Source organism: Paenibacillus sp. CAU 1782 (genome assembly GCF_054551715.1).
The window spans coordinates 1,692,245-1,704,194 of sequence record NZ_JBTOLL010000001.1; the positions used below are offsets into that span (position 1 = coordinate 1,692,245).

General features: G+C 52.1%; 12 protein-coding genes. 5 read left to right on the top strand and 7 right to left on the bottom strand.

The features are described 5' to 3' along the window. Positions 1 to 117: 117 nt before the first annotated feature. Together ACX93W_RS08095 and ACX93W_RS08100 are read right to left on the bottom strand one after the other, a co-directional pair. Positions 118 to 909: a BofC C-terminal domain-containing protein gene (locus ACX93W_RS08095; RefSeq protein ID WP_459391785.1), complete on the bottom strand. Its 792-nt coding sequence runs from the start codon at positions 907 to 909 to the stop codon at positions 118 to 120. A gap of 70 nt (positions 910 to 979) precedes the next feature. Continuing rightward, entirely contained in the window at positions 980 to 1,666 is a 687-nt protein-coding gene (locus tag ACX93W_RS08100; protein WP_459391786.1) for a thioredoxin domain-containing protein, read from the bottom strand. 185 nt (positions 1,667 to 1,851) lie between these two features. Between ACX93W_RS08100 and ACX93W_RS08105 the strand changes: the two genes are divergently transcribed. Next, positions 1,852 to 3,006, top strand: a complete 1,155-nt coding sequence (locus ACX93W_RS08105) for a winged helix-turn-helix domain-containing protein (protein WP_459391787.1) — start codon at positions 1,852 to 1,854, stop codon at positions 3,004 to 3,006. A 68-nt stretch (positions 3,007 to 3,074) separates the two neighbouring features. Next, positions 3,075 to 4,394, top strand: coding sequence for an MFS transporter (locus ACX93W_RS08110; RefSeq protein WP_459391788.1), 1,320 nt, complete (start codon positions 3,075 to 3,077; stop codon positions 4,392 to 4,394). Positions 4,395 to 4,422: 28 nt separating this feature from the next. Here ACX93W_RS08110 and ACX93W_RS08115 read toward each other — a convergent pair whose 3' ends face one another. Next, entirely contained in the window at positions 4,423 to 6,021 is a 1,599-nt protein-coding gene (locus ACX93W_RS08115) for an AMP-binding protein (protein ID WP_459391789.1), read from the bottom strand. Next, complete coding sequence (locus tag ACX93W_RS08120) at positions 6,008 to 6,880, bottom strand: SDR family NAD(P)-dependent oxidoreductase (RefSeq protein WP_459391790.1); 873 nt, start codon at positions 6,878 to 6,880, stop codon at positions 6,008 to 6,010. Before ACX93W_RS08120 ends, ACX93W_RS08115 begins: the two co-directional genes overlap by 14 nt. A gap of 151 nt (positions 6,881 to 7,031) precedes the next feature. Here ACX93W_RS08120 and ACX93W_RS08125 point away from each other — a divergent pair, with 151 nt between their 5' ends. Next, positions 7,032 to 7,169, top strand: coding sequence for a hypothetical protein (locus ACX93W_RS08125; RefSeq protein WP_459391791.1), 138 nt, complete (start codon positions 7,032 to 7,034; stop codon positions 7,167 to 7,169). Positions 7,170 to 7,296: 127 nt separating this feature from the next. On the opposite strand, the gene sda is transcribed toward ACX93W_RS08125, so the two are convergent. Together sda and ACX93W_RS08135 are read right to left on the bottom strand one after the other, a co-directional pair. After that, entirely contained in the window at positions 7,297 to 7,479 is a 183-nt protein-coding gene (sda, locus tag ACX93W_RS08130; RefSeq protein WP_459391792.1) for a sporulation histidine kinase inhibitor Sda, read from the bottom strand. Then, entirely contained in the window at positions 7,476 to 7,712 is a 237-nt protein-coding gene (locus ACX93W_RS08135; RefSeq protein WP_459391793.1) for an XRE family transcriptional regulator, read from the bottom strand. The genes sda and ACX93W_RS08135 overlap by 4 nt, the downstream gene beginning before the upstream one ends. Positions 7,713 to 7,865: 153 nt before the next feature. Here ACX93W_RS08135 and ACX93W_RS08140 point away from each other — a divergent pair, with 153 nt between their 5' ends. Then, positions 7,866 to 8,270, top strand: coding sequence for a helix-turn-helix domain-containing protein (locus ACX93W_RS08140; RefSeq protein ID WP_459391794.1), 405 nt, complete (start codon positions 7,866 to 7,868; stop codon positions 8,268 to 8,270). 142 nt (positions 8,271 to 8,412) lie between these two features. Here the strand turns inward: ACX93W_RS08140 and ACX93W_RS08145 are convergent, their stop codons facing one another. Next, positions 8,413 to 9,360, bottom strand: a complete 948-nt coding sequence (locus ACX93W_RS08145) for an AraC family transcriptional regulator (protein WP_459391795.1) — start codon at positions 9,358 to 9,360, stop codon at positions 8,413 to 8,415. 159 nt (positions 9,361 to 9,519) lie between these two features. Here ACX93W_RS08145 and ACX93W_RS08150 point away from each other — a divergent pair, with 159 nt between their 5' ends. After that, the gene (locus ACX93W_RS08150; protein WP_459391796.1) at positions 9,520 to 11,670 is read left to right on the top strand and encodes a glycoside hydrolase family 52 protein; all 2,151 of its coding nucleotides are present in this window, start codon (positions 9,520 to 9,522) and stop codon (positions 11,668 to 11,670) included. Positions 11,671 to 11,950: the final 280 nt, after the last annotated feature.

Consider the following 11,950-nt stretch of genomic DNA (forward strand, 5'->3'; position numbering starts at 1 on the left):
GGCACTTGATGCAGCGGTATTTTCAACTGACTCAATTTCAAATAGGCACGGAAAAATAACGCAGCTGGGGGCGAAAAGGCGGTGATTGATGCCCTTGAGCGAGTTTCCAGACACGCCCTAGTAGGATTGGCGCCTCTCATCGTTGTCGCCTTCATCAATAGCGTAGTCGCTAAATGTGGACAATACGCTATTGTACTCTTCTATATCGCACACCCGAATGCCTCGCGACAGTTGTTCAAACTGCCCGGCGGGCAAGCTGCTCTCCAGGTATTGAATATCCAGCTGGAAAAAGGTTCGCATCACTTTGTCGTCCTTTGGCTCGCCGTCATAAAGCGAAAAATGCCCATTCCGGTCGATGCCGAAATAAGCGTGGCTTTTGCAATGCGGCGATAGATCATTGACGCGCTTTTCCAACCTGACCCTGGCGCCATCCGGCTCCATGCTGGCGGTCCAACCCGGATGAAGGGACAGCAGCGATACAACCTCATCGGGATGAAGCGAACCTAGCGATTCCGTCTCTTCGCCGCAAACGTAAATGACATGAAGCACAACCTCGGCTTGATCGCCCTTCTGCTTCAACTCATGGAGCTTGCCGCTGACGGAATAAGGAGGATGCTCCGCTGGCGCAGTTGCGGTGACGCCGCCTTCGGCTAATGCAGCGCCGGTATTGTCCGCTGGAACGGATGCGGAGATACCGTTCGCCGATATAGCGTGTGCACTCCCCTCAGGCGCAGCAAAAACGACGCCGCCCGCAAGCGGCAGCGCCGTCAGCCACGCGGCAGACGCCGCAGCAATTATCCACATGTTCGCCGGTGAAACCCTGGCGGCCAATCCGCCAAGACTCCATAGCGGTCTTCGGCCTCGCCTAAGTCTTTTTTTCAATTGCCTCCATGGATGGAAGGTCATCATGGGGAAAGCCCCCTCTATTGCTTTTTGACATAGTGTGCGCCTGTTTTGGAGAATTATGCAGGTCTGGATGTCACTTTGCAGATTTCTGGATTGCCGCTTCCAGTTCCTCTAGCGAAGATCCCGCTTTTTCGCCGTTAACAATAAATGAAGGCGTTCCGTAAATGCCGTTTGCCGCCGAGATTTTGAAGTCCTCTTTGACGTCGAACAGATATGTATGTTCCTGAAGGTCCTTTTTGAACAAATCCGGATCCAGTCCGGTTACGTTGTTTTTGACGAATTTTAGCAAAAAGGATTCCGTCGCCCAAATCCGTGCTTCCTTGCCCTGATTCAGCAGTAATTGTTCCTTGAATTGCCAAAACGCTTCAGGGGATTGGCGGTAAATGGCTTCGCTCGCGGACGCCGCAAGGATGGAGTCGGGGCCCAGGAACGGGAAGTTTATGGTATAAAACTGAACCATTCCCGTATCGATATACTTTTCTTTGATGGTAGGGAATATGGCGTTTTCCCAATCCGCGCAGGAAGGACATTTGTAATCGATAAATTCAATCATTTTGACAGGCGCGTCCGGACTGCCCAGATAAGGCTGTTTCTCCAGCATGAATTGTCCTACCTCGACCTCGACCTTGCCTTTGGCGTCCATTAAAGCCGGAAGCTTCTCAAGCTCAGAGGCCGGGCTGTTTTTGTCCAGGATTGCAATAAGAATAAAGCAGATAATAACGGTTCCGATAACCGCAACCAACGGGAGCCACTTTTTCATTGGTACAGTTTCTCCTTTTCATCCAATTTCGGTCATTATCCCATAAGATTACAGTCAATAAAGGGAAAAATGATATGATGAAGGTCACTTTTTCCAAAAAAAGTGTTTGGATTGGCACTTGGGCTTGATTTCACGAACCAAACCTTTACAATTTTATTTATCATACAAGAAGGAAGGCCCTGTTCATGTTTCTGGAGTGGAATGCTAATCAATATGAAATTGCCGCGCAGGGGATCGTTATCAGGCTGCTCGCCAAGGAATATGCGCTCCTGACGTTTCTATACCGGAACCGGGGACAGTCATTCAGCCGGGAGCAATTGCTGGACAAGGTGTGGCCGCTGGAGTATCCTACGGAGCGCACCGTGGACGACCATATATACAGGCTGCGCAAAAAGCTGATTCCCTTGCGGGAACTGAAGCTCGAGACAGTGCGCGGCATCGGTTACAAGCTAAGCGTCGACGAAAGCGGCGGCGGTTTCCATACGCCACCCAGCGCAACCGACAAGCAGTTGCAGGATACGATGCAAGGCGTATTTGCCCGTTATCATCGCTATGGCCAAGGGAAATCGATGCTGGCGCTGGCAAGGCAGCAGGATGTGCTGGGCTATGAGCTAAACGGCTTTTATCATCTATATATTTATTTTTTGCAAGGCGACCTGGAACGTCTCTTGGATGAAACCACGGCCCCTCTACCGGACCGCCTGTATTGGCTGCTGCTTCTTTACGCGATGGCGGGATTCTCCGCAGATAAGGTTTCTATATGTGAAGAAGTGCTGGACAAAAAACTGCTGAATCCGCCTCAGCACCGCGAGTTGAGATTGCTTAATATATTAAATGTCTATACGTATTCGGGCCAAACGGATAAAACCTTTGCCCGCCTCAAAGAAACCCGCAAGGCGCTGGAAGAGCCGGAAATGGATAATTTCAAGCTGGCTGTATATACATCCGAGCTGCTTGCCTGCATGGTCATCAAGGCGAGGGAGGAAGAGTTGGACCAGCTGTCGGGGGAAATCGAACGGCTGCTTGCTGAAAAACCCTTTTATCGGGAAAAAGGCACCTATCTGGTTGTTAATGGCTTGAGACTGCTTTGCCAAGGAAAAATGGCGGCGGGAGAAGACCTTATGGACGAAGGCTTGCATGTGCTGGAGACATCGGGGTTTGTGCCGATTAAGCTGAGCGCGCTCAATATTATCGTTCATTTTCCAAGAGAAGACGTATTCTCCCCACACATGTATAAGAAGTATAGCGAGCTGCTGTCAGAGGAGCTTTCGGCCTGCGGCCTGCCTGCACTTGGCCCGCGACTTGAATCCGTTATCCGCTCCGCGCTGCATTCTGTCTGATATTCCTCTGACAAACCTTCGTTACAATGTGTTTATCGCATGATTAAACACAAACGGAGGTCGTTCACATGTCAGAAGAAGCAAGTGGCAAGGCCGGATTGCTGAAGAACCGGCTTTTTATGAAGTTGTATGGCTCGTTTACAACATCCTCGCTTGGCGATTGGTTTGATATGCTGGCTATCCAGGTATTGGTCGGGTACCGCTGGCATGCTAGTCCCATCATGCTGGCGCTTATCCCCATCGCGATGGCGCTGCCGGGCATTATATTGGGATCTGTTGCAGGCGCTGCGGTGGATCGTTGGAGCAAGCTAAGGATGATGCGGCTTTGCGATTTGTTAACCGTCGGTTTTACGATTGCCATCTTTTTTGCTCCCAACATGCTCTGGCTGCTTCCGCTGCTCATGCTGCGGGCATCCGTCGGCACCATCAAAGCGCCGGCCCAACAAACGCTAACGCGATCGGTCGTCAGCGAAGATCAACTGCTGCAAGCCACCTCGTTGAACAGCATCGCCAATCAAGGGTCAAAAATAGCAGGCCCGCTGCTTGGCGGCATGGCGCTTTTGGTGCTGGCGCCGCAATGGTGTATCTTGATCAACGCTTTTTTCCGGATTTGTTCCTTGTTGCTGTTGGTGGGAATAAAGCTGCCTTCCGACAGAACGGCCAATCGGAATGAGGACGTCGGCAGCAACGGGATTGCCGAATCGGCTGACTCTGAACAATCACCCGAAAAACCCGGACAAGAGAAACCTTCCTTTGGCGCGTTGTGGCGTGAGGGATGGGTTTATATTGCGGGAAATACGGCATTGCGGAATACAATGTTATTAGGTTTTATAGCTACTCTAGCGATTCAAACGATCGATTTTCAATTCACTAGCCTGTTCCGTTACCTGGCACCCAAGCAAGAGTCTATGCTGGGCTGGTTTGTAGCGGCGGCCGGAGCTGGCGCAGTGCTGCTTATGCTTTTTATGGTCAAATACAATAAAGGCGGCGGTTACGGGTGGAAAATGGGAGGCGGTTACCTGCTGGTTGGGTGCTCGCTTGTTGGGTTAGGCGTATTGCAGGCGGGCGCAACTCTCATGCAGGTGCTTCCGCTCGGCGTGTTGCTGGGGGTTGGAAACGGCGCGCTGATGATTACCTTTAACTATTGCTTGCAAGCAGAGAGCAGCCCGGAAATGACCGGAAGGGTCTTCGGCATTCAAAACACGATTCTGAATGCCGTCATGATCGGCGCTCCGCCTCTCGGCGGGATTTGGGCGGAGTTCGCGGGATCAAGCAGCGTCTTCCTGTGGATCGGCGTTGTTGTTGCTGTTACCGGTTTATCCGCGCTGGTTCTTGGCAGGCGGCTATGGCCCTCCAGACGGGCAGCAGTTGCTGCCAGCGACGCTTAATGCCCTTAAGCGATTTTCCAGACACGCACTAGGTTCCGTCTCTTTCGGCCACCCGTTTTCTGTCTACTTTTCCAAGCGGGGTGTAAGGCAACTCGTCAACCAACCGGATGTCTCTTGGCATCTGGTAACGCGCCGCCTTTCCCCGCAGCCAATCGGCAATCTCCGCTTCCGAAAGCACCGCACCGGGCTGGAGCTGAACGCAGGCAACCAGTCTTTGGCCAAAATCATCGTCGGTCACTCCTCTGGCGACGGCGTCCGCAATGAGAGGATGACGAAGCAGCACCCTCTCCAGTTCTACCGGATATACATTTTCGCCGCCGGACACAATCATGTCGTCCTCTCTCCCGCATAGGAAAAAGTAGCCCTCCCTATTGCGGTATCCCAAATCTCCTGTGCCAATAAAACCACGAATTCCCCGGAATGCGGCGCCGCTTTTCCGAAGCGCCAATACCCCTGGCCTATCGGGCCATAGCCCGTCCTCACCCGCAAATTCCCCTGAAGCATGACGAACGACCAGCGGAACTCCGCTAATTCTTTGGCCAATCGTCCCGGGATAACGCCGGAGATCATCCGGTGTTGCCACAGTGGCAAGTCCGGCCTCCGACGTGCCGTAAAGGTTAAACAGCACTTTCCCAAGCTCGCGCCTTGTCTGCTCCGCCAAAGTAACCGGAAGCTCAGCGCCGCCAGAGGCTATACACCGCAGGGAGCGCATAGAATCGGGGTTTTGAGCCAGCATTTTTTTGAGCATAAGCGGCACAACCGATATAAACTCGATTCGTTGCTGCTTGATTAAGTCGCAGGCATGGGACGCGTTAAAGCCGGGCGTTATGACGATTTTTTTGCCAAGCGCAACAAATAACAGCAGCATTGCGATGCCATACCCATGGTAGATGGGCGTAGCGATATAGCCCGTACCGTATTCCATCAGGCGAAGCTTGTCCAGCAAGGTCGACATCGGATTCAGATAGGAAAATAGGGAAGGCTTGTGCGGCGCGGTTTTTGCTTTGCCCGTCGTTCCACCCGTCAGCAGCATCAAGCGTCCTCCCGAAGCCCGCTTTATGACATGGCGCTTTCCCTTATGGAGATCAGGCGAAGCAAATCCGCGGCAAAGCTGATCAACACAAGGGCTTGCTTCCCCTTCCGCAAGCTTGGCATATGTAGGCAGGAGAGCTAATTTGCAATCGATATGGTCAAGCAGCTTTTCCCATAGAGGATCATGGATCAACAGATCAAAGGAGCCCTCTCTGATGGTCTGCTCCATTTGCTCCTGCCCCATCTCGGCATTCAGCAAAAAAATGTCCGCTCCCGCCCGTGACACGGCAAAAAGCGACTTGACCAGCGCCCCATGATTTTTACATAGAAATCCGACCTTGCTGCCGCGCGTAATTCCGAAGCGGCTTATCAGCTCATGCGAAAGCACTTCCGATTGCCCGAGCAATTCCCGGTAGCTCAAGGTTTCATTTTCATCCCCCAATGCGGGATGATCGCTATGGGTCTTGGCGGAAATGGACAAAAGCGCCATCAGATTGCTGCCGTATCGGGTAACGGCTGTAATAACCCTGGTCAAGCCTGGCGGCGACAAAAGGCCGGTTTGTCGCAAAACAATAAGCAATTTAACCATTCCCATTGCGTTTGGCTCCTTTACGTTTGACGGTAAACCATTTTCCCGCCACTCTTCCAAAAAGGAGAGACAAAAGCTCGCCTGGACCAAGCCACCATGGCCGCCAGACAGGCTTGCGGGTATACATGGATTTGGCGATTAGCGATGCGACATGTTCCGGCTTCATAGCCGGCATTGAATCGTAAGCTTCCGTCGGCGCAATCATTGGCGTTTTGACAAGGGGCAAATATAGCGTTGTTACTGCAATTCCCATTAGCAGCAGCTCCGGCGAAACCGATCGAAGCCAGACGTCAAATGCCGACTTGGAGGATTGGTAAGCGGCCCATAACGGAATAGGGACAAGTCGGGCATTCACCGTCGATATATTGATGATTTGGCCTCCCTTTTCCTCCAGCCCCGGAATGAAATCCAGCAAAAGGCGGACAGGCGCAAAATAATTAATTGCCATTGTCCTCGTGAAATCATGGTATCTGTCCAGCGATTCTGCGATTCCCCGCCGGATGGACAAACCCGCATTGCTGACCACGATGTCTACGCCATAAGGAAGCTCCCGTATGTGGCCAAGCACCCTCTCCATGTCGTCTTCCACCCGCAAATCTCCGGACAAAATCGTTACGGTTGCCTTGCCCCGGGCTTCGATAGTTTCCTTGATGGCCAGCAGCCTATCCGCCCTCCTTGCGATAAGAACAAGATAAATCTCGTAATCGCCAAGCAGCAGCGCCGTTTTTTCCCCGATGCCCGAGCTGGCTCCGGTAATGACAATGCATTTGCCCCGCACCGCATGATCCAGCTTTGCAGTATTCAAGGATTCGCGCCCGAACAAAAGCCTGTTCAGCATCTTGTTCAACCTATTGAAGCGCTCCATACGCCAGCTCCTTCCGATTCAGACTGCTTTAAATATAACTTCTCCAGGGCCGGGAATGACGATTGGCACAAATTTGTACCAATTAAAACGTTCCCAAAGGGGCAATAAAAGTTAAACTGGTTAAAGAAGCAATTGAAAGGAGGTCTGTTTTGTGACTTATATCATCATAATGACAGTACTGCTCATTATCGGTTTCGCATTTGTCCCTGTTGCGGGAAAAGGTTTGCTGCGTGATGACGACCATATTCAAGACCATACCATGAAGCAAATTAAAGGCGAACATACCTAGTCTGAAATGCGGAAGACGCGGGATCGGGGGGCTTTTTCATACAGAGTGGCTGCGCCCCCCGGCAAATTCCCGGCACTGCGCCGGCTTTTTCCAACCCGGCATTTGCGAAAAAAACACCAATGCAATCTTATGTAGCTTCACTCTCCGAGCGTCCGCACAATCCGTTGCATGTCACAGCTTGCCTGACGGGAGGCGCAAGACGCCTGAGCTCCAGCTCTGCCTGCAGCATAGCCACAAATTGACTCTCCAGCTTCAGCTCAATCGCCTTTTTATGGGCTTCGATCAAGTCTTCATCGGGAAGTCTCTTCATCCCCAATTTCCGCCTTTTGCCTCACTAGAGTTTTCCTCCGTGTCTTGAATCTTCAAAATCGCCACAACGGCTTTGCGATATTTCTCCGCTTTCCGCGTACCGTTAATCAGGTTGGATAACCGGTATTCCGGAATGCCGTACAGCCGGCAAAATTCCTTCTGGTCCATCTCCAGCTCCGTCAGCTTTTTTTTGATCGCCCAGCCCAAGGAGGTTATTCCCTTTTTGCGGTTCATCGCGCCTCCCCCTTAATCACTGCCTCCAGGATGTGTTATAATTTGCTAAGGCAACTGCGTTGCCATGACTTTATTATAACTTAAATAAGTAATTTTACAACCATAAAATACTTAAATTAGTATATTTCAAACACTTTGGAGGGAGCTTTGAGGATGCAGACGATTTACGAACGAATCGAGGCGCTCATTAAACAGAAAAAAATGACCAAAAAAGCGTTTTGCGAAGAATTAAAAATTTCTACGGGAAATTTCGGAGATTGGAAACGCAATATTTCCGCGCCTTCCGCCAGAAAACTTATCGAAATTGCGGGCTATTTCAATGTCAGCCTGGATTGGCTGATGACAGGCAAGGAACGCAGGGATTTCGGCAATGTTCGCGAACAGGAAGCGGATTATTTTTTTGACAAAAAAGGGCAATTGAATTGCCGTCTGGAAGATCTGCCGGAGCGCGAGCGAATTTTCATAACGGAATATCTGGCATTCAGCACTTATCGGAGACAGCAGTCCGGCGGCCTTAAACAACACGACTCGGACACGACTCAGTCTGACGCGCCTTGATAGACAGGCTTCGCGAGCGAGTGACGTCTTTACGCCATCACATGTACATCAAAGGACATCACACAGTTCAACTTGCTGCATGTGAAGTCTTTTTTTGATGTATGGCAGCCTGAGCGTCACCTTGGCTTTGTCCAGACGCTATCTAGCCAAGCATCTGCCGGAACTGGCTGGGCGATACGTTGGTCCATCGCTTGAATTGCTTGCTGAATTGCGAAACGTCACGGTAACCCAGACGCTCCGAAATGACGTCGATGGTTAATTGGCGATTCAGCAGCATCAGCTTGGCCTCCCTCAATAGAAGCGTGGATAAATATTGGCGTGGCGACATGCCGAACACCCCTTTGAATACCCGGTTGCAATAAGCCACACTGTAGCCCAGCTCTCTGGATATATCCGCAATTCCCCCATGCGCCTCGTCGACTTGTCCTGCGGACTGCCGCTCCTCTACCAATTTGGCAAGCCGGTCCGCGATCCTCGAGGCCAAACCGTTGCCTCCGGCAGAGTCCGAAAGCAAGCCCGCGGGAGGATTCTCCATAATAGCCCCAAGAGAAGCCATCAGCTCAAAAGCAAGCGCCAGCACGCTCCATTTGGATGCCCCGCTATCGTCAACGGCATCCCGTGCTTTATCCGGTCCGCTGCTGCGTGAAGCCAGTTCCATCCCCGCCTCGCTTCTTCCCGCCGCTTTCCGCATCACCGGCGATAACGACTCTGCCAGCGGGCTGCCTTCCCTGTGTCTGGTCGAGGCAATGCTGCACAATGCTTGGCGCAGCGACGGCTCGTCCACCTCGAAGTGAATACAGCAATATTGCATGGCCGTTGATCCAACGGCGCTGCAGGCATGAAACTCATCGGGCTTGAGCAGAATCAGCTCCCCTGGCTCCATGACAAAAGACTCCTTGTCGGTCACGCATAGCTGTTGCCCCTCCGTAACCATGTTTAACTCAAACAGGGGATGCTGATGGCGCTCGTACGACCATCCCGGCAGCACCCTGCGGACATGAGGAGCAAATAGCTGAAGCGATAAACGCAGATCAGGCTGTATAAATTCCGATAGAACCGGATGTTTGGAACCCGGCTTATTTTGCGACATGAACATTCCCACCTTTAATCATTTGCACACGCTTACTTTCATTATAATGGGTTACGGCCCGTCTGGGTACGCTTTGTCCAAAAAGTGGATCGCTTTGCCCATCCCTGTCCCCTGCGCTCCTTTGTAAGATGGAAGCAAAGACTGCAAAGGAGACTGAACATGGATAAATGGAATAACACAAGAAAACACCACAAAACACCGTTTTTTAACGCGCATCATTCCCCTATCGGGGCTTTTTCCAGCTTTACGGTTGGTTTTCCGGGCGCTAGCGGCGGATTCGATATCGAAAGGGCCCAGCCTCCAAAGGAAAATATCTATGTCGCGCTGGAGGAGGAAGGCGGCGGAAGATATGCCGCGTTTCCGTTTTACGAGGCGGCCGAGGACGAAAGCAAGCGTTATGAATCGGAGCAGGAGCATGACGACGGCTCAGCCCACTCCACCGGCAAACTCCGCTCGCTCCGCGAATCCGAAATATCCCGTTATTTGGGGCCGGGCAGCGATACATGGAGTGCAGGCGACCTGAGTTTTACGCTGTATTCACAGGTTTGTCCGGTTCCGGATCCTTCTTCTGCCGACGAGAAAGCGCTTCAATTAGCGCTTGTGCCGGCCGTTCTGGCTGAACTTACGGTGGATAATACGGCTGGCAAAAAAGCCCGCAAAGCCTGGTTTGGCTACGGCGGCTCCGATCCCTACAGCGTTATGAGACGTATTAATTCCACCAATGGCGATATGATCGGCGTTGGCCAAGGACGGTTTTCGGCCATCGTCTCGCAGGATCACGGCATCGTGGCGGCACAGCATTTTTCCATCGACAAGCTCATTGAAAACGAACACGAAGAAAACTACCAGTTCGGGCTCGGCAAGGTTGGAGCGCTCTTGATGGAAACGCCGCCAGGGGAAAAACGAACCTATCGGTTTGCCCTTTGCTTCTTCCGCGACGGCATCGTAACAACCGGAATCGACGCTTCTTATTGGTATACGCGTTATTTTGGCAGCATTGAAGAGGTTGGAGCTTACGCATTAAACCATTTCGACACGATAAAAGCAACGAGCCAAAGGGCAGACGAGCTGCTGGACAAAGCGGATTTGTCCGACGATCAGCGCTTTATGATGGCCCATGCCATTCGCAGCTACTATGGCTGCACGCAGTTTCTTGATTGGAGAGGCCAGCCGCTCTGGAACGTCAACGAAGGCGAATACCGGATGATCAATACCTTTGATCTGACCGTGGATCAGCTCTTCTACGAAATCCGAACCAACCCGTGGACGGTCAAAAATGAGCTGGAGCTATATGCCGAACGTTACAGCTACCGCGATGAAGTCCGTTTTCCCGGCGACGAAACGCTACATCCCGGAGGGATCAGCTTTACGCACGACATGGGCGTCGGCAACGATTTTTCCCGGCCGGGCTATTCCTGCTACGAGCAAGCCGGTCTTGACGGCTGCTTCTCATATATGACGCACGAGCAGCTAGTCAACTGGGTGTTATGCGCCGCCGTCTATGTGCATCATACCGGCGACAACGACTGGTTGGCCAAAAGACTCCCGCTGCTGGAGGAATGTTTGGTCAGCATGATCAACCGCGACCATCCCGATCCGGCAAAGCGCAACGGCATAATGGGACTGGACAGCTCTCGCTGCAAAGGCGGCGCGGAAATCACCACTTACGACAGCCTTGACCAGTCGCTCGGTCAAGCTCGCAACAACAGCTACCTGGCCGGCAAATGCTGGGCTGCCTACATCGCCCTGGAAAAACTGCTCGGTGACAACGGACGTAAGGATCTTGCGGCAACGGCAGGCCGACAAAGCGAGCTTTGCGCCGCTTCCATCGCCTCCTACATGACAGAAGGCGGCTATATCCCGGGTGTCGTTGGCGAAAACAACGATTCCCGCATTATCCCTTCCATCGAAGGGCTTGTATTCCCGCATGCGTTTGGTTGTCCGGAGGCATTGGAGCCGGGCGGCCGTTATGGCGACTACATCCAGGCATTGAGCAAGCATCTGGATACTGTACTGACGAAAGACGTTTGCTTGTTCCCGAACGGCGCGTGGAAGCTTTCCTCCACCAGCAATAACTCGTGGCTCAGCAAAATCTATCTTTGCCAGTTTGTCGCGCGCCACATTCTCGGTTTGGCCTGGGACGAAAAAGGGCGTCAAGCAGACGAGGCGCATGTTGCCTGGCTGCTTGCCCCGCAAAACGCCTTCTGGAGCTGGAGCGATCAAATTCTGTCCGGTACGGCGGTTGGCAGCAAGTATTATCCGCGCGGCGTCACCTCCATTCTGTGGCTGGACGAAAAGCAGGCGCAGTAAATTTAGACGTGAGCTTAATCGCGATCTTGATTGTCAGCAGCTTGAACGTGGTGCATTCCCGCTTTTCTTGCTTCAATGAAATATTTACACCTTGAGCGCCATATGCTAACCTGTTTGAGTAACGTTTACTCGCTAAGGTCAATATGGCGACATATTGATAAAATACGGGGTGGCACCGCGAACAATCGCCCCCGGGATTACATTCCCGGGGGTGATTTTTTTATTTTCAGGCGACCTGTCGCTTGTCCAGAAATTTTTGCACATTGATCGTTACGGAGGG